Below are 17,736 nucleotides of genomic sequence, written 5' to 3' on the forward strand. Positions count from 1 at the left end.
AATATGACTCCACGCCGACCATACATGCTTCGTGCATTTTATGAATGGCTGGTTGATAACGAACTAACTCCTCACCTTGTTGTTGAAGCAACATTGCCGGGTGTGCGAGTTCCAGAAGAGTTTGTTCAAGATGGTCAGATTATTCTGAACATAGCGCCTCGTGCGGTTGGACAACTTGAACTGGGTAACGAAGCTGTGACGTTTAGTGCTCGCTTTAGTGGTCGTCCACACTCTGTGATCGTTCCGCTTTACGCAGTACAAGCGATTTATGCTCGTGAAAATGGTGCTGGTACCATGTTTGAACCTGAAGAGGCTTACATGGAAGCGTTTGAAGAAGGGATTGAAGAAAGTCCTTTTGAAGAACCAGAAAAAGGCCCATCTTTGAGCGTAGCAACGGCAGATGTAGATGCTGAAGAGCCTGACTCAGATCCTGAGCCACCTCGTCCAGCGAAAGGTCGCCCAAGCCTTCGTGTTATCAAATAACGTTAGTTAAATAACGAATTGTCTCGTCCTAAAATACGTTGACAGTATTTCTACTAAGCCAATAGCGCCAGCTGTTGGCTTTTTTCATGCACCTCATTTGGAGTTTTCATCCTAAGGCTAAGGTGCGGCCTCATGTTGTTATAGGTACTTATAGACTCTTTTACTAGTTGTTTAAGCTCTCCGAGGTTTCTACACTTATCAAGTAAGAACTCTTGTTTCAGTATTCCATTTACTCTCTCTGCTAATGCATTTTGGTAGCAGTCATAACCGTCTGTCATCGAGGGGATTATGCCGCTACTTTTCAACTTATCTTGATAAACGCCTGAGCAGTACTGGAGACCACGATCAGAGTGGTGGATACACGAACAATGATATTGACGTCCCTTAACAGCCATATCTAGCGCTTTCACAACATCCGTCGCCTTCATTTCGTTGCTCAGCTCGTAGCCCATAATTTTCCGACTAAACGCATCAGTTACCAATGAGAGATAGTGAACTCCTTCATCTGATTGGACATAGGTTATATCACTCACCAACACACTCTCTGGACTACATGGTTGGTAATCCTTTAATAAGTTCGGGTGTTTCTTCATCCAATGTCTACTGTTGGTCGTTTTTGTAAAACTACGTTTAGGTCTTACCAATAATCGTTCATCTCTTAAGTATTTGAAAAGCGCATCTCGACCTAGCTTTATACCCTGTGCTTGCAACTTTGGCTTTAGTAAAAAGTAGAGTTTTCTAGTACCTACCCGAGGCATATAACGTCTAATATCCAACACCATTTGTTTGATGGGTTTAAGTTCCAACTGGCGATTAACAGCTCGCTTTTCTCGTTGATAAACGCTTTGTCTCGTTATCCCGCATAGCTTACATACTCGAACTAAACTTAGTCCTTCCTGCTTTTGAAGGCTTCTTGCTCCTTGGCTAGATACTTTTTTCTGAGACTGGTTCCGTGCTCAGCATCAAGAATATCAACTACTCTATTTAAAAAGAGATTCTTGATTTTTTCGTCTTCTAACTCTTTCTCAAGACGTTTTATTTTCTGTGCAGGTGATTCTTCAGGTTTAGGTGATTTGTGCATGGCATTGATCCTTGGATTTTGCGCCCAATTCATCTTACCGTGCTTTCGAAGCCAGGTTAAAACGGTTGAGCGGCCTTGGATACCATAAATGGTTTGGGCTTGTTTATATGTCATATCGCCTCTTTCTACAGCGGCGACGACCTGTAATTTAAAGCCTAGTGTGTAATCACGCTGAGTGCGCTTAACGTAGGTATTATTTGAAGTAGTCATAATTCGTCCTCAATGTGTAAACACATTTCAGGACGGGACAAATCAAATAAAAAAGCAGCGACTCGTCGCTGCTTTTTCTTTTCTGTTAAATGACACTAATTGACTGGCTTAAGGCTAGTTAACAGCCGTCTCTTCTTCACCATATTCAAACGCTCGAATCACCTGCTTCACACCAGAGATATTACGTGCAACTTCTGTTGCGATATCAGCGTGTTCTCGAGAAACCAATCCAAGCAAAAACACTTCTGAATCTTCAGTAATTACTTTTACTTTAATGCCGTTAAGCTCAGCATTCGCAAGCAGAGCTGATTTCACTTTAGTGGTAATCCAGCTGTCTTTACTGATCGCGCTCACAGACAGAGGTTCTTTCACTCGAACCTGATTGTGGATGCTTTCAACGCCAGCTACTTCCTTAGCTTGGCTTTCAAAAGCGCGACGTTCTGAATCTGTGGTTGCTTGGCCCATCAGTACCACCGAACCTCGGTAAGAGCTTGCAGTGACACGCACGTTGCCACGGAATGGTTGCTTATTGGTAATCGCTGCAACTTCAAATTCGATGTTGTTGTCGTTCCAAATTTCTTTGGTGGTTCGCGTATCCGTGACTAGGTTTGCTGTGGTTGCCGCACCAGCAATGAAAATGCCAGCACAACCAGATAGGGACAGTGTAAGTAGCGAAACACTAATCAGCTTAAACAGCCTCATAGAGGTTAATGATTTCATTGTGAGGCTCCGTATATCACTCTTCGTGAGCAGGGAAGAGTACTTGATCGATTAGGTCACATAGGCAGTGTAGTGTCACCATGTGTACTTCATGAATGCGCGCTGTGCGGTGTGAAGGGATACGAATCTCTACATCGTGTTCACCAAGCAGACCTGCCATCTCGCCACCATCTTTACCAGTAAAGGCGATGATTGTCATGTCGCGAGTTACCGCCGCTTCCATTGCCTTGATGATGTTCTTGCTGTTACCGCTAGTAGAGATAGCCAACAGAATATCGCCAGTTTGACCAAACGCACGCACCTGCTTAGAGAAGATCTCTTCGTAGTGGTAGTCGTTAGCCACAGCCGTTAGCGTGGTGTTGTCTGCTGTGAGTGCCATCGCTGGAAGGCTAGGGCGCTCTGTTTCAAATCGGTTGAGTAGGCACGATACAAATTGCTGAGCATTCGACGCCGAACCACCATTACCACAACAAAGAATTTTGTTTCCGTTAAGCAAGGTCGCAACCATTGCTTGAGCGGCATGCGTGATTGCATCAGGCAGAGCTTCTGCAGCCGCAATTTGGATTTGAATACTTTCTGTGAAACTTTCTTTAATGCTGTCTAGCATGTTTATCCTTGGGTAATCGCGTTTTGAATCCAATTGATATTGTCATTCGGCCCTTCAATGGCAACGATATCAAATCTGAAATCTGTAGAGTGCACCGACAGGCCTTGTTGCATCAGCCAAATATTAGCCGTTTTGAGTAGCTTTTGTGACTTCTTGGCTGTCACCATTTCAGCGGCATGTCCGTAGCGGGTTTGCTTGCGGTATTTTACCTCAGCAAACACAATCGTGTTGTTATGGCGCATTATAAGATCAATCTCGCCACATTTTGCTATGAAGTTTTCTTGAATTAACGATAAACCGTGGTTAATCAGATAAGATTTTGCCACGGCCTCGTATTTATCGCCCACCTGTTTATGGGTGATAGTCGGTTTCGCTAAAAACGTTCGGCTAAAAAGCCCCATGCTCTGCCCAGCTGATTTCACGTTGAACAACACAGTTGTTGTCGATAGTGAGCACACCTGTTTCACCAGGAATGCTGTAACCCTGAACGGCCTTCATCTGTGGAAGAGCATCCATTAGGTAGTAAGCATCCATCCCTAACGCTTGTAGACGTTTTTGGCCATTTGAGTATGAAGGCCATAGGTCGTTTAGCTCTTTGTTAAGCTCGTTCTTATTCTCAACCAATAGTGGGATATCACTGTAGAACACACCAGTTAGGTCTTCATACTGCTTATCACCGCTGTTGCTTCGTGAGTTTGAGAAAAGAGCGGGTTGGCTAGCATCAGGGTTAATTGCGACTTCAATGAAGGGTTTGATTAGCGTTAGTTCTGAGTTCTTAGCCACAATGTAGACAGAATCGATATCACGACGGCTGCGTGGCTCTGTTTCTAGGTCTAGGTTCAGTAACCCGTCCATTTGAGCGATACGTTGTTGGCTCTCTTGCAAGCCGAATACCTGATTCACATTACGTTGCAGTTGGCGTTTGTCAGAAAATAAGCTGATAGCTACATCGTTGCTGCTGTATTTTTGCCACTCTTCTTTAAACGCTTGCTCAACACGCTCACCTAAACGTCCTCTTGGAGCAAGGATAAGCGGGTACTTATAACCTTGAGCAAATAGGTGTTTCGCTGCCTGAGCGACTTCTTGCTCTGGCGATAGAGCGAGATAACAAATATCGGTATCTGGTTCTAGTTGCGTTGGAATGTTCAAAGCTAAAGCTGGAATCGAGTTCTCGTGGTTTTTCTGCGCTTGTTGGAGCTTAGTGATGTTGCTCTTAATCAGCGGACCAACGATGAAATCAACGTTGTTCTCTTCCAGTGTCGCTTTAATCTCAGCGGCACTTTGCACGTTGGTATCCATTACCGTCAGCGTTGCATCTTCTTCGCGCTCTTTGTCATTCATCATCGCAAAGATGAAACCGTCACGCACAAGTTGTGCCTGCTTGCCGTACTTACCGGTTAGAGGCAGTAATAGTGCAGTGCTGGTTGGCTTGCTGATCTCTAGCGCCAAGATGTCGGTGATCGCTTGAGGTGTGTAAGTAGCAGCAGGGTGCTGAGGATTCTCGGCTAACCAATCAGACAGGGTTTCCTGTAGGTTTGGAAGGTTCGAGTTCAGCGTCTTCATGTAGATAGCCAGTTGTAACCAACCTGAAAGCACATCTTCTGTCGGCGATGTTTTCAGTTCTAGAATCTCGTATTGAGAGTAACTATTCAGGTTTTGCCAAATACGGTCGGCAGCTTGCTGTTGAAGCTCTTCGTCAGCCTCTAGGTATTCTGAATAGAGCACTAACTCACGGCTTGCCTCGAAATACTCACTCTTCATCTCTGAGATGTTTGCGCGTAGCTCGTGATAATCTTTCCACTGTTCGTCAGGTAGCTTCCACCAAGGCTGGAAGTTCAGTTGGCTATAAGCTTGTTCTGGCTGTGAGTTATTTACTAACAGTTGAGCGCGAGCTAGTTGCCATTCTGCTTGTTGCACTTCACTCAGCTCTTGTTTAGCTAAGCGTTTGATAAGCAATGTTGCTTGATCTGTTTTTCCAGCTTGCACAGAAGATTTAAGCGCCATGATTAACCAGTCGTTTTGTAGACTTCCTTTGCTACTATCCGCCTGCATCATGTAACTTTCAGTTGATTGCGCTGGATCTAGTGTAATATCAACGCTCGTTGGTGCTTGAGGGCCTGAAGAACAAGCCGCCAATGTAATTGCTAATGCAATTGGAGTTAGTAAGCGTGGTACACTGAGTCTCTTATGGTTCATCGTTGCCATGAGTTCTTTAAATTCCGTATAAATTTGTATCTATATTAATCGTTGAAGTGATGGTAAACAAATGACAGATAACAAAACCTTGCTCACAGAGAGCCCAACTCTCTACATTGTGCCAACCCCAATCGGAAATTTGGGAGATATCACTCAAAGAGCAATTGAAATTTTATCAAGTGTCGATGTTATTGCAGCCGAAGACACACGCCACACGGGTAAGCTGCTTGCTCACTTCAATATATCAACCAGAACGTTCGCTTTACATGATCATAATGAACAAACTAAAGCGCAAGTTCTAGTCGAAAGGTTATTAGAAGGTCAGTCTATCGCATTAGTCTCTGATGCGGGTACTCCTTTAATTAGTGATCCAGGTTACCATCTTGTCTCACAATGTCGTCAAGCGGGTGTGAGAGTTGTGCCACTTCCTGGTGCTTGTGCGGTGATTACGGCGTTAAGTGCTTCTGGTTTACCGTCAGATCGTTTCAGCTTTGAAGGCTTCTTGCCGCCCAAAAGCAAAGGTCGTAAAGACAAGTTCTTAGAGATCGCAAAAGCAGAGCGCACGTGCATCTTCTATGAATCACCGCACCGTATTTCAGATTCTCTACAAGATATGCTAGAGATCTTAGGTCCAGACCGTGAAGTGGTATTGGCGCGTGAACTAACCAAAACCTTCGAAACCATTCAAGGCCTGCCACTGGGTGAACTTATTGAGTGGATTGAAGAAGATGCGAACCGTAAGCGCGGTGAGATGGTGCTGTTGATTCACGGTCATCGTGAAGAAGCGAGCACAGAACTGCCAGACGAAGCGACTCGCACGCTGGGTATTCTAACTAAAGAATTACCTCTCAAAAAAGCGGCGGCAATGACGGCAGAGATCTACAATCTGAAAAAGAACGCTTTATATAAATGGGGCCTAGAGCATCTAGACAACTAGATACCTCTTTATAGAGTAGCTAACCTGTATTGAAAAGCTTGTGAGGAATGATGGTATTGCCGTCATTCCTCTTTTTTGTCTGGATTGTGTGAAATTCACGCAGTTGCTTAGAGGTTTGCAGCATATTTGTGATCTCGCTAGACACTGCACATTAATCTCTATACAATCCGCCCTCGGAGTTGAACGGGTAATCGCTGCTTTGCTGATGTCCTTCGGGAGACTGACGTTGAGGTCCTTCGGGAAACTGACGTTGAAGTCCTTCGGGAGACTGGTAGAGGGGAGGAACGTCCGGGCTCCATAGAGCAGGGTGCCAGATAACGTCTGGGGGGCGCGAGCCCACGACAAGTGCAGCAGAGAGAAGACCGCCGATGGCCTCATTTCTTCGGAAGAGGCACAGGTAAGGCTGAAAGGGTGCGGTAAGAGCGCACCGTGCGACTGGCAACAGTTCGTAGCAAGGTAAACTCCACCCGGAGCAAGATCAAATAGGCCCTCACATTGCGTTGCTCGCGTATGGGGGCGGGTAGATTGCTTGAGCCTGTGAGCGATTGCAGGCCTAGACGAATGGTTACCGCCGCGTAAGCGGAACAGAACCCGGCGTATGTGTCAACTCCACCTATATAAAGAACCCATCATTACTTAACGGTAGTGATGGGTTTTTTGCTTTATATTGACGTAAATTATTTAGATTTCCTTAGAATCCTTCACCCTGATATGAGCTTGGGTCAAAAATTCCCAAAGCCTATACACAATATGGTGGAGATACGGCGTGAAATCGGTACACTAAAACGTTAATAGAACAAATTATTGCCGAACTAATGGCTCAATCCACTCACTGAGAAGACTATGACAGAAGCATTCAAACATATTTCAGTATTGCTTAACGAATCTATTGACGGACTTGCGATCAAACCTGACGGTACCTACATTGATGGTACTTTTGGCCGTGGTGGTCACAGCCGTACAATCCTGTCTAAACTGGGCGAGAATGGAAGACTCTTTAGTATCGACCGCGATCCACAAGCGATTGCAGAAGCGCAAAAGATTGATGACCCTCGTTTTACTATTATTCATGGCCCTTTCTCAGGTATGGCTGAATATGCAGAGCGTTACAACTTAGTCGGTCAAGTGGATGGCGTTTTACTGGATTTAGGTGTTTCTTCACCACAGTTAGATGATGCTGAGCGTGGCTTTAGCTTTATGAAAGACGGCCCGCTTGATATGCGTATGGATCCAACATCTGGCATTCCTGTTTCTCAGTGGTTGGTTGAAGCGGATCTAGATGACATCACATGGGTTATTCGTGAGTTCGGTGAAGACAAACACGCTCGTCGTATCGCGAAAGGCATCATCGCTTATCAAGAGAATGAAGAGAACGAACCACTAACGCGTACTGGTCAGTTGGCTAAGCTTATCTCAGATGTTGCTCCAAAGAGCTTTAAAGAGAAAAAGCACCCAGCGACACGTGCATTCCAAGCGTTTCGTATCTACATTAACAGTGAACTTGAAGAGATCGATACCGCACTGAAAGGTGCAGCAAGCATTCTTGCTCCTCAAGGTCGTATCTCTGTTATCAGCTTCCACTCTCTTGAAGACCGTATGGTGAAGCGCTTTATCCGTAAAGAGAGCCAAGGGCCACAAGTTCCTCACGGTTTACCGCTAACAGAAGATCAAATTAAAGCTTTAGGCAGTGCCGATCTAAAACCAATTGGTAAAGCGATCAAGCCTTCTAAAGATGAAGTGGATGAGAATACTCGTTCACGCAGCTCAGTACTACGAATCGCAGAAAAGCTATAGTCAATGAAGACCTCCAAACCGAACTTAGCCAAGATAATATTTTTTGATTTGATCTCCGTGGGTAAAGTCCCGTTGGTGCTTCTTATCTGTATCTTCGCGAGTGCGATGGGGGTCGTTCTTACGACACATATGTCACGTCAGGCTATTACGCAAAAAGACACGGCATTAGTAGAACGAGAACAGCTTGATGATGAGTGGCGAAATTTAATGCTTGAAGAGACAGCTTTGGCTGAACACAGTCGCGTTCAAGCATCGGCAAAACGAGAGTTAGACATGAAACGTCCAGACTCTGATAAAGAAGTTGTGATCACACTGAAATGACCGGTAAAAAGGAAAAAGCACCCGCAAAAACCGTTAAGAAACCTACGAAAGAGCGTGTGAAGAGCGAAAAGGATTCGGATCCCATTCTGATTAAATGGCGTTTTAACGTTGTTATTGCTTTCGTGTTTCTTGCCTTTGCTGCACTCGTAGGTCGTGTGGCTTACATCCAAATCATTGAACCAGATAACTTAATTCGTCAGGGCGACCTTCGTTCGGTACGTGTTAAAGCAATTCCTTCCGCCCGCGGCATTATCTCAGACCGCAATGGCGAACCGCTTGCTGTGAGTGTTCCAGTTGAAGCGGTATGGGCCGACCCGAAAACCATTTTCGATAAAAACGGTATGGCTCAAATTGATCGTTGGTATGCATTAGCCGATGTACTTGGCTTAGAGCGAAAATCGATGATCGAAAAGATCTCTAGCAACAAATCCCGTCGATTTATTTACCTGCAAAGACAAGTTAGCCCTGCGATGGCTAAGTATATTCGTGAGCTGAAGCTGGTGGGCGTTGGCCTTAAAGCTGAATCTCGACGTTATTACCCAGCAGGCGAAGTCAGTGCGCATCTCATTGGTGTGACCGGAATCGATGGTCACGGTCTAGAGGGCGTTGAGCGTAGCTATGATAAATGGCTCACGGGCGAGGCGGGTAAGCGAACCATTCGTAAAGACCGTTACGGACGTGTTGTTGAAAACATTGCTCTAGAAGAACGTGAAGAGGGTAAGCCTCTTGAATTAACGATCGATCAACGATTACAAGCTATTGCTTATCGAGCAATTAAGCAGGCAGTAGCCGATCATAAGGCGACGTCTGGCTCAGCGATTTTGTTGGATGTAAAAACCGGCGCTGTGTTGGCTATGGTTAATGCCCCTTCTTACAATCCGAACAATCGTGCAGACTTACAAAGTTTTAAGATGCGTAACCGCGTGCTTACCGATGCGATGGAACCCGGCTCTACAGTAAAACCGTTTGTGGTTTTGGCAGCATTAGAGAACGGTACCGCAGACCCAGATATCGTTATTGATACTGGCAATGGCATCATGCAGATCGGTGGTAGCCGTGTACGAGACTCTTCTAAAGTGGGTAAGGCTGACTTAGCTTTGATCCTCAAGAAGTCGAGTAACATTGGTGTGGCGAAATTAGCACTTAACATGCCACTTGAAGCCTTACTTGGAATGTACAGCTCTGTTGGTTTGGGCGAGATGTCTGGTTTGAACTTAATCGGTGAAACGAGTGGTATTTTCCCGAATCGACGTCGTTGGTCTAAGTTTGAAATTGCTACCTTATCATTCGGTTATGGCTTGTCGGTTACGCCGATGCAGTTAGCGCATGCTTATGCGACATTGGCCAACAAAGGCATGTATGAACCGATTCATATTATTAAGAGTAACGACCAAGACTTTTCTAAGCAGATCATCAAACGCGAGAACGCTGAACTGGTGTTGAATATGCTAGAAGGGGTGACTCAAAAAGGCGGTACGGCAACAAGAGCTGCGGTACCAGGTTACCGAGTTGCAGCCAAAACGGGTACATCTCGTAAGGCCGAAGCGGGCGGATACAGTGATGAATACATTGCGATTACCGCAGGTTTTGCCCCAGTTAGTGACCCAAGAGTCGCGTTGGTTGTTGTGGTTAACGAGCCTCAAGGTGACCTTTACTATGGCGGTTCAGTCGCAGCCCCCGTTTTTTCTGAAATCATGAAGGGTGCACTGCAAATTCTCAATGTCCCTGCTGATGAAAACAAATTTCAAGAATAGAGCCAATCAGGATTCAATATGAGTAATAGCCTCACGCTGTCATCTTTACTTTCTCCATGGGGAGACTTCAGTTCTTCTGAGCTAGATGCGATTGCTGTTGAGCAGTTGGAGTTGGATAGCCGTGCGATCAAGGACGGTGATATCTTTGTTGCCATTGTTGGACATGCCGTTGATGGTCGTCGCTTTATCGACAAAGCGGTCGCTCAAGGTGCGAAAGCCGTTATTGCACAGGCTGGTGATGATAAAGCTCATGGCTTGGTTGAGTGGTTAAATGCAGTTCCTGTTGTTTATGTAGCAGAGCTAAATTCAATTCTCTCTGAGCTAGCGGGCCGAGTTTATTCTTCTCAAGCGACCAAACTGATTGGTGTTACTGGCACCAATGGCAAAACCACCATCACTCAATTGATTGCTCAATGGCTAGACCTAGTCGGTCAACGCTCTGCGGTAATGGGCACTACAGGTAATGGCTTTTTAGATAATCTAAAAACCGCGGCTAACACCACCGGCAGCGCGATTGAAATACAGCGCACGCTGAGTGAGTTGGCTGAAGAAAACGCGGCTTACACAGCAATGGAAATATCTTCTCATGGTTTGGTGCAAGGTCGAGTAAAAGCATTGGATTTTGAGGTTGGTGTATTTACTAACCTGAGCCGTGATCACCTGGATTACCACGGCACGATGGAAGAGTACGCATTGGCTAAGAAAAGCCTGTTTACTGAGCACACATGCAAGCACGCTGTCATAAACGTTGATGACGAAGTAGGCAAAGCTTGGATGACAGATTTATCGAATGCGATTGCTGTTTCATTACTTCCATTATCTGGCTACCAGCAGTCAGTATGGGCATCGGATGTCGCTTATGCCGAAACAGGTATTCAGATGTCTTTTGATGGTAACTGGGGACAAGGCGATCTTTCGGTTCCTTTAATTGGTCAGTTCAACGCATCAAACGTACTGGTTGCTTTTGCTACTTTGCTTTCTTTGGGCATCGACAAACAAATCTTGGTCGACACTGCGCCTCAGCTTCAACCTGTTATAGGTCGTATGGAGCTATTCCAAGTTCCGAGCAAAGCCAAGGTGGTTGTAGATTACGCGCATACACCAGACGCTTTAGAAAAAGCATTGGCCGCCTTGCGTGTACATTGCTCTGGAAAATTGTGGGCTATCTTCGGCTGTGGTGGTGACCGCGACACAGGTAAGCGCCCAATGATGGCGGTAACGGCTGAGCAGTTCGCCGACAAAATTATTATTTCAGATGACAACCCTCGCAGCGAAGATCCTGCTTTGATTGTTAAAGACATGCTAGCAGGCTTAAGCGAACCTGAATCTGCATTCGTCGAGCACGACCGCTATCAAGCGGTTAAGTTTGCTCTAGAACAGGCTAGCAGTAATGACATTATTCTTTTGGCTGGTAAAGGCCATGAGGATTACCAAGTATTGAAAGACAAAACGGTCCATTACTCAGATCGCGAGTCTGCGCTCCAACTTTTAGGTATTTCATAATGATTGATGTATCACTCGAGCAGATCTGCTCAGCGGTGAGCGGTCAGCTGATTGAGGCTGGCAAGTCGAGCAATAGTGTTATTAATGCGGTTTCTACTGACACTCGCACTGTTGAAGATGGTGCACTGTTTGTTGCTCTTGTTGGTGAACGTTTTGATGCGCATGACTTTTGTCATCAAGCGGTAGAGGCTAATGCCAGCGCGTTGTTAGTCGAACGAAAACTTGACCTAAATATTACTCAAGTTGTTGTTGAAGACACTAAACTTGCTTTAGGTCAGCTAAGTGCTTGGATCCACAAACAATGTAATGTCCCAACTATGGCGATTACAGGCAGTTGCGGTAAGACGACCGTTAAAGAGATGGTCGCGAGTATTCTACAGCAACGTGGCAAGGTGCTGTTTACGGCGGGTAACTTCAATAATGATATTGGTGTACCGCTAACCTTGTTACGCAGTGAGCCAAGCGATGACTATGCGGTGATCGAATTAGGCGCTAACCATATCGGTGAAATTGCCTACACCACTCAGCTCGTGAAACCACAGGTTGCTTTGGTGAACAATGTCGCGGCGGCGCACTTAGAAGGGTTTGGTTCTATTGATGGTGTGAAGCAAGCGAAAGGTGAAATCTTTCAGGGGCTTGCTGCCGGTGATACTGCTATTGTTAATTTAGAGAGCAACGGTGGTGATTTTTGGAATGAAGTACTCGTGGATAAAACGGTACTGACATTTTCTGAAAGTAACCATGAAGCCGATTATTTTGCTGAAAATATCGAAATCAACGACCAAGGCGAAGCTTGCTTTGATATGCAAACGCCACTAGGTGTTACAGCTGTTGAGCTTGGTATTATTGGTCAACATAACGTGGTGAACGCCTTGGCAGCGGCAGCGTTGAGCATTCAATTTGGTGCAACGCTTGATGAAATAAAAAGTGGTTTAGCGAATCTTATCTCAGTCAAAGGACGAGTTGAGGTCCAACAATTAAGTCAGAATATCAAGCTGATAGATGACAGTTATAACGCTAGCGTACCTGCAATGAAGGCGGCAGCTAAACTGCTGTCGAGCTTTAAAGGTCAACGTTGGTTGATTTTAGGCAATATGGCTGAATTAGGCGACGAAAGCCTTGCACTTCACCGTCAAGTCGGTGAATATGCTGCCCCATTCGCTTTTGAGCATGTACTCACTTACGGTAATGATACCAAGGTGATTAGTGAGGTCTGTAATGGAACTCACTTTGCAACGCATCAAGCGATGATTGCACACATAGAGCAGCACTTATGCTTGCCAAATAACGCGCCACACACCTTGTTGGTGAAAGGCGCAAACAGTGCAGGAATGAGTAAAATAGCCGCTGCTTTAAAGGAGAACTTTTCATGATAATTTGGCTTGCAGAGCTACTACAGCCATACTTTTCTTTTTTCCGTTTGTTCGAATACCTATCGTTTCGAGCAATCGCGAGTATTTTGACAGCTTTATGTCTATCGCTGTGGATGGGACCTCGTTTAATTGAGCGTCTGCAAATGCTACAAATTGGCCAAGTTGTTCGTAATGACGGCCCTGAATCTCACTTCAGTAAGCGTGGTACGCCAACCATGGGCGGTGTGATGATCCTTGCTGCGATCATTATTACGGTATTGATGTGGGCTGATCTTTCCAACCCTTACGTTTGGGCAGTATTGGCCGTGCTTGCTGGCTACGGCGCCGTTGGCTTTGTTGATGACTACCGTAAAGTGGTTCGTAAGAACACAGATGGCCTGATCGCTCGCTGGAAGTACTTCTGGCAATCCGCGATCGCATTGGTTGTGGCGTTTGCTCTATATGCTCACGGACATGATACTGCGGCAACTCAGTTGGTGGTTCCTTTCTTTAAAGATGTGATGCCACAGCTAGGTTTATTGTACGTCGTACTGACTTATTTTGTTATTGTTGGTACCAGTAATGCGGTAAACCTAACGGACGGCCTAGACGGTTTGGCTATTATGCCAACGGTTATGGTGGCGGCTGGTTTTGCTGTGATTGCTTGGGCGACAGGTAACGTTAACTTCGCGGCATACCTACACATTCCATACATCCCATACACCTCTGAACTGGTTGTGGTATGTACCGCTATCGTAGGTGCGGGCCTTGGTTTCCTATGGTTTAACACCTACCCAGCACAAGTATTCATGGGCGATGTTGGCTCTCTAGCATTGGGTGGTGCACTAGGTGTGATTGCTGTTTTGGTTCGCCAAGAACTGGTACTGGTTATCATGGGCGGTGTATTTGTAATGGAGACCTTGTCAGTTATTCTTCAAGTCGGCTCTTACAAATTGCGTGGTCAGCGTATTTTCCGCATGGCACCGATTCATCACCACTACGAACTTAAAGGTTGGCCAGAGCCGCGTGTAATCGTGCGTTTTTGGATCATCTCAATGGTATTAGTATTGGTTGGCCTAGCGACACTGAAAGTTCGTTAATCCTATATGAGCCTCTTGATGAGAGGCTCTTTAAAACTATTAAGAGCATCTTGTTTAAATGGAACGTTGGCAAAATATTCAAAATGTAGTGGTTGTAGGGCTCGGTATTACCGGGCTCTCTGTCGTTAAACATCTCGTAAAATATCAACCTCACACTCATGTGAAGGTGATTGATACTCGAGAACTACCACCAGGCCGAGAATCTTTGCCTGAATCGGTGGAACTGCATTCTGGAAGTTGGAATAGCCAATGGTTGGCGGAAGCTGATTTAGTGGTTGCTAACCCCGGTATCGCCTTAGCGACACCGGAAATTCAAGATGTGCTTCAAGCGGGAACTCCGGTTGTTGGCGATATTGAACTGTTTGGCTGGGCGGTAGACAAACCCGTCGTGGCAATAACAGGCTCCAATGGTAAAAGTACGGTGACCGATCTAACGGGTGTGCTTGCTAAAGCTGCCGGTCTTAACGTTGGCGTTGGTGGCAACATCGGTATTCCTGCCTTAGACCTGCTTGAGCTTGATGCCGACTTGTATGTCCTTGAGCTTTCAAGCTTTCAGCTAGAGACAACATCCAGCCTAAATCTTGCAGCGGCGGCCTTTTTGAACTTGTCAGAAGATCATATGGATCGCTATCAAGGCATGGCCGATTACCGTGACGCTAAATTAAGAATTTTTAATAATGCTCAGTACGCGATTGTAAACCGCGAAGACAAAGAGACTTATCCTGACCATACGATGTCATTGGTGACATTTGGACTTGATGACCAAGAGTTTGGTGTGTCAATGGTCGATGGCACCGAATGGCTAGTGGATAATGGTAAGTCAGTACTTGCTACCCAAGATTTAACATTGGTTGGACGTCATAACGTGGCGAATGCGTTAGTCTCGTTAGCATTGTTGAAGCAAGTCGGTATTGATTACAACAAAAGCCTCGAAGCTCTGAAAGCCTACAACGGTTTGACACATCGTTGCCAAGTAGTGGCTGACAAACGCGAAATTAAATGGGTTAACGACTCGAAAGCGACCAACGTAGCCAGTACATTAGCGGCTCTGTCGGGATTAGAATACCAAGGTACTTTATATCTCTTAGTTGGAGGTGTGGGTAAAGGTGCCGACTTTAGCGAGCTTAAACCTGTGTTGGCGCAACTAGACCGTGTTCAACTGTGTTGCTTTGGTGAAGATGCTGCGCAATTTATGCCATTACATCCATCGGCTAAGACGTTTGATACCATGAGTGACATCATCGAGAGTATCTCTGCTCAGTTGGTGTCGGGTGACATGGTGATGCTGTCTCCTGCGTGTGCAAGCTTTGATCAATTTAATAACTTCATGGCGAGAGGTGATGCTTTCACTGAACTTGCTCATGAGTACGCCTAACGTGTTGAAGGACTAACATTCAGTGCAAAGAGTGAAAGAGATCAATCAATCTATTTGGCAATGGCTTAACCGTGCCACACCAGAGGCGCTTTACGATCGTCAATTGGTATGGATTGCTCTTGGATTGATGCTAACGGGTTTGGTAATGGTAACGTCGGCTTCGTTCCCAATCAGTGCTCGTTTAACTGATCAGCCGTTTCACTTTATGTTCCGTCATGCCATTTTCTTGGTGTTAGCGTTAATCGTATCCAGCGTCATATTGCAAATTCCAATGAAGCGTTGGTTTCAATACAGCATGTATCTACTGGGTTTATCCTTCTTTTTACTGGTTGTGGTATTGGCTGTCGGTAAGTCGGTGAACGGTGCATCGCGCTGGATCCCTCTTGGGTTGTTTAACTTACAACCTGCCGAAGTCGCTAAATTATCGCTGTTTATCTTTATGGCGGGCTACTTGGTTCGAAAACAAGACGAAGTGAGGAAAACCTTCTTCGGTGGTTTTGGTAAGCCAATTATGGTGTTTGGTGCCTTTGCAGTATTACTCCTTGGCCAACCCGATTTAGGTACCGTTGTTGTAATGCTGGTTACTTTGTTTGGCATGCTATTTATCGCAGGTGCCAAGCTTTCACAGTTTATTGCATTGATGGTGGCGGGTATTGCTGCGGTCGTCGGCTTGATTGTTATTGAACCCTATCGTGTTCGACGTGTGACCTCATTCTGGGAACCATGGAATGACCCGTTTGGCAGTGGCTACCAGTTAACTCAATCACTGATGGCATTTGGCCGCGGTGACTGGATGGGGCAAGGCCTTGGTAACTCGGTTCAGAAGTTAGAATATTTACCAGAAGCACATACCGATTTTGTGTTTGCTGTATTGGCTGAAGAGTTGGGCTTTGTTGGCGTGACTTTAGTGCTGATCCTTATTTTTAGTTTGGTGCTCAAAGCGATTCTAATTGGTAAGAAAGCCTTCGAAAACGACCAGTTATTCAGTGGCTACCTTGCCTTTGGTATTGGTATTTGGTTTGCTTTTCAAACGCTTGTTAACGTAGGTGCCGCTTCAGGTATCGTTCCAACCAAGGGTCTGACATTGCCATTGATCAGTTACGGCGGGTCAAGTTTGATTGTGATGTCGGTGGCGGTTTCTATGCTACTACGTATCGATCACGAATGCCGAATACAACAAAAAGAACAAGCCGACAATCAAAACGAATTAGTAGAATAAGAATCTAACGTGATGAAAAAAAACAAAAAACTTTTAGTGATGGCTGGTGGTACTGGCGGTCACGTTTTCCCTGGCTTAGCTGTGGCTAAAAAGCTTCAACAACAAGGTTGGGAAATTCGCTGGTTAGGAACTGCGGACCGAATGGAAGCGGATCTGGTACCAAAGCATGGTATTGAGATCGACTTCATTAAGGTGAAAGGCCTGCGTGGTCAAGGCATTAGCAAGCTAATTAAAGCGCCATTCCAGATTATTAATGCCATACTTCAAGCAAAACAGCACATCAAAGCATGGCAGCCTGATGTAGTGCTTGGCATGGGTGGCTACGTGAGTGGTCCCGGTGGTATTGCGGCATGGTTATCCGGTATTCCAGTGGTTCTGCATGAACAAAATGCAGTGGCGGGTTTAACTAACCAATGGCTATCTAAAATTGCCAAAAAAGTATTCCAAGCTTTCCCTGGTGCTTTCCCTACTGCTGACGTTGTGGGTAACCCTGTTCGTGAAGATGTTGTTGCCTTAGCTGAACCCGAGCAACGCATGGCTGAACGTGATGGGGACATCCGCATCTTGGTCATGGGCGGTAGTCAGGGCGCCAAAATCCTGAATGATACCTTGCCAGTAACAATGGCGCAGCTTGGTGAGGGTTTCACTGTGATGCACCAAGCGGGTAAGAACAATCAACAGCAAGTCATTGAGCAATACAAATCACATTCTGTTGATAATGTTCAAGTGACTGAATTTATTGATGATGTGGCGCAAGCTTATGAGTGGGCAGATCTATTAGTGTGTCGCTCAGGTGCATTAACCGTATCTGAAGTCTCGGCGGCGGGTGTGGGTTCTATCTTCGTTCCGTTTATGCACAAAGACAGACAACAAGCGTTGAATGCCGACCATTTAGTTGAATGTGGCGCAGCGTTAATGATTGAACAGCCTCAACTAACGGCTGATAAGCTAGCGAACACTATCGCGCAGCTTGATAGAAATGAATTGAAAATGATGGCAACAAAAGCTCGTCAGGCAGCCAAGCTTGATGCGGATGTGACCGTCGCTGAAGCAATTAAAGCTTTAGCAAAATAATGAGATTGAA

At 45.6% G+C, this 17,736-nt stretch carries 16 protein-coding genes and 1 other RNA gene; 12 read left to right on the forward strand and 5 right to left on the reverse strand.

What is annotated here, in order from left to right; all coding sequences use genetic code 11:
• Nucleotides 1-3 precede the first annotated feature (3 nt).
• Nucleotides 4-483 (forward strand): ClpXP protease specificity-enhancing factor, encoded by a 480-nt coding sequence (sspB, locus tag ITG09_02665; GenBank protein UPR52571.1) that lies wholly within the window; start codon nt 4-6, stop codon nt 481-483.
• A 53-nt stretch (nt 484-536) separates the two neighbouring features.
• On the opposite strand, the gene ITG09_02670 is transcribed toward sspB, so the two are convergent.
• The 5 genes from ITG09_02670 to ITG09_02690 all read right to left on the reverse strand — a co-directional run bounded on the left by ITG09_02670 (nt 537) and on the right by ITG09_02690 (nt 5,306).
• Nucleotides 537-1,774 (reverse strand): IS3 family transposase gene (locus tag ITG09_02670; protein UPR52572.1). Its coding sequence is split into 2 segments (ribosomal slippage): nt 537-1,402 and nt 1,402-1,774, totalling 1,239 coding nucleotides; the frame shifts between segments, so codons are not numbered across the junction.
• 114 nt (nt 1,775-1,888) lie between these two features.
• Nucleotides 1,889-2,494 (reverse strand): BON domain-containing protein, encoded by a 606-nt coding sequence (locus tag ITG09_02675; protein ID UPR52573.1) that lies wholly within the window; start codon nt 2,492-2,494, stop codon nt 1,889-1,891.
• 16 nt (nt 2,495-2,510) lie between these two features.
• Nucleotides 2,511-3,101, reverse strand: coding sequence for a phosphoheptose isomerase (locus ITG09_02680; GenBank protein ID UPR52574.1), 591 nt, complete (start codon nt 3,099-3,101; stop codon nt 2,511-2,513).
• Nucleotides 3,102-3,103: 2 nt separating this feature from the next.
• Nucleotides 3,104-3,502 (reverse strand): YraN family protein, encoded by a 399-nt coding sequence (locus tag ITG09_02685; GenBank protein ID UPR52575.1) that lies wholly within the window; start codon nt 3,500-3,502, stop codon nt 3,104-3,106.
• Nucleotides 3,489-5,306: a penicillin-binding protein activator gene (locus ITG09_02690; protein UPR52576.1), complete on the reverse strand. Its 1,818-nt coding sequence runs from the start codon at nt 5,304-5,306 to the stop codon at nt 3,489-3,491. Before ITG09_02690 ends, ITG09_02685 begins: the two co-directional genes overlap by 14 nt.
• A 61-nt stretch (nt 5,307-5,367) precedes the next feature.
• Between ITG09_02690 and rsmI the strand changes: the two genes are divergently transcribed.
• From rsmI to murG, 11 genes are all read left to right on the forward strand, one after another.
• Nucleotides 5,368-6,234 (forward strand): 16S rRNA (cytidine(1402)-2'-O)-methyltransferase, encoded by an 867-nt coding sequence (gene rsmI / locus ITG09_02695; GenBank protein ID UPR52577.1) that lies wholly within the window; start codon nt 5,368-5,370, stop codon nt 6,232-6,234.
• Nucleotides 6,235-6,409: 175 nt separating this feature from the next.
• An RNA gene (rnpB, locus tag ITG09_02700) (RNase P RNA component class A) lies at nt 6,410-6,849 on the forward strand.
• Between the two features lie 228 nt (nt 6,850-7,077).
• Nucleotides 7,078-8,028 (forward strand): 16S rRNA (cytosine(1402)-N(4))-methyltransferase RsmH, encoded by a 951-nt coding sequence (rsmH, locus tag ITG09_02705; GenBank protein UPR52578.1) that lies wholly within the window; start codon nt 7,078-7,080, stop codon nt 8,026-8,028.
• A 3-nt stretch (nt 8,029-8,031) separates the two neighbouring features.
• Entirely contained in the window at nt 8,032-8,349 is a 318-nt protein-coding gene (gene ftsL / locus ITG09_02710) for a cell division protein FtsL (protein ID UPR52579.1), read from the forward strand.
• Complete coding sequence (locus ITG09_02715) at nt 8,346-10,103, forward strand: peptidoglycan glycosyltransferase FtsI (GenBank protein UPR52580.1); 1,758 nt, start codon at nt 8,346-8,348, stop codon at nt 10,101-10,103. Before ftsL ends, ITG09_02715 begins: the two co-directional genes overlap by 4 nt.
• Nucleotides 10,104-10,121: 18 nt before the next feature.
• Nucleotides 10,122-11,606, forward strand: coding sequence for a UDP-N-acetylmuramoyl-L-alanyl-D-glutamate--2,6-diaminopimelate ligase (murE, locus tag ITG09_02720; GenBank protein UPR52581.1), 1,485 nt, complete (start codon nt 10,122-10,124; stop codon nt 11,604-11,606).
• Nucleotides 11,606-12,979, forward strand: a complete 1,374-nt coding sequence (murF, locus tag ITG09_02725) for a UDP-N-acetylmuramoyl-tripeptide--D-alanyl-D-alanine ligase (protein ID UPR52582.1) — start codon at nt 11,606-11,608, stop codon at nt 12,977-12,979. Before murE ends, murF begins: the two co-directional genes overlap by 1 nt.
• Nucleotides 12,976-14,058 carry a phospho-N-acetylmuramoyl-pentapeptide-transferase gene (gene mraY / locus ITG09_02730; GenBank protein UPR52583.1) on the forward strand — a complete coding sequence of 361 codons (1,083 nt, stop codon included), beginning with the start codon at nt 12,976-12,978 and terminating at the stop codon, nt 14,056-14,058. Before murF ends, mraY begins: the two co-directional genes overlap by 4 nt.
• Before the next feature lie 58 nt (nt 14,059-14,116).
• On the forward strand, nt 14,117-15,433 hold the full coding sequence (locus ITG09_02735) for a UDP-N-acetylmuramoyl-L-alanine--D-glutamate ligase (GenBank protein ID UPR52584.1): 1,317 nt from the start codon (nt 14,117-14,119) through the stop codon (nt 15,431-15,433).
• Between the two features lie 22 nt (nt 15,434-15,455).
• A complete protein-coding gene (ftsW, locus tag ITG09_02740; protein ID UPR52585.1) occupies nt 15,456-16,652 on the forward strand; it encodes a cell division protein FtsW in 1,197 nt (398 codons plus the stop codon).
• A 12-nt stretch (nt 16,653-16,664) separates the two neighbouring features.
• Entirely contained in the window at nt 16,665-17,726 is a 1,062-nt protein-coding gene (gene murG, locus ITG09_02745; protein ID UPR52586.1) for an undecaprenyldiphospho-muramoylpentapeptide beta-N-acetylglucosaminyltransferase, read from the forward strand.
• Nucleotides 17,727-17,736 lie beyond the last annotated feature (10 nt).

The sequence above is a fragment of the Vibrio cyclitrophicus genome (genome assembly GCA_023206055.1).
GTDB classification, from domain to species: domain Bacteria; phylum Pseudomonadota; class Gammaproteobacteria; order Enterobacterales; family Vibrionaceae; genus Vibrio; species Vibrio cyclitrophicus_A.

Bases quoted from the DNA above. Each gene is read 5' to 3' on its own strand.
- ITG09_02735 (UPR52584.1), top strand. From the start codon at position 14,117: ATGGAACGTTGGCAAAATATTCAAAATGTAGTGGTTGTAGGGCTCGGT.
- murE (UPR52581.1), top strand. From the start codon at position 10,122: ATGAGTAATAGCCTCACGCTGTCATCTTTACTTTCTCCATGGGGAGAC.
- sspB (UPR52571.1), top strand. From the start codon at position 4: ATGACTCCACGCCGACCATACATGCTTCGTGCATTTTATGAATGGCTG.
- ITG09_02680 (UPR52574.1), bottom strand. From the start codon at position 3,101: ATGCTAGACAGCATTAAAGAAAGTTTCACAGAAAGTATTCAAATCCAA.
- ITG09_02715 (UPR52580.1), top strand. From the start codon at position 8,346: ATGACCGGTAAAAAGGAAAAAGCACCCGCAAAAACCGTTAAGAAACCT.
- ftsL (UPR52579.1), top strand. From the start codon at position 8,032: ATGAAGACCTCCAAACCGAACTTAGCCAAGATAATATTTTTTGATTTG.
- murF (UPR52582.1), top strand. From the start codon at position 11,606: ATGATTGATGTATCACTCGAGCAGATCTGCTCAGCGGTGAGCGGTCAG.
- ITG09_02690 (UPR52576.1), bottom strand. From the start codon at position 5,306: ATGGCAACGATGAACCATAAGAGACTCAGTGTACCACGCTTACTAACT.
- ITG09_02685 (UPR52575.1), bottom strand. From the start codon at position 3,502: ATGGGGCTTTTTAGCCGAACGTTTTTAGCGAAACCGACTATCACCCAT.
- rsmI (UPR52577.1), top strand. From the start codon at position 5,368: ATGACAGATAACAAAACCTTGCTCACAGAGAGCCCAACTCTCTACATT.
- ITG09_02675 (UPR52573.1), bottom strand. From the start codon at position 2,494: ATGAAATCATTAACCTCTATGAGGCTGTTTAAGCTGATTAGTGTTTCG.
- rsmH (UPR52578.1), top strand. From the start codon at position 7,078: ATGACAGAAGCATTCAAACATATTTCAGTATTGCTTAACGAATCTATT.
- murG (UPR52586.1), top strand. From the start codon at position 16,665: ATGAAAAAAAACAAAAAACTTTTAGTGATGGCTGGTGGTACTGGCGGT.
- mraY (UPR52583.1), top strand. From the start codon at position 12,976: ATGATAATTTGGCTTGCAGAGCTACTACAGCCATACTTTTCTTTTTTC.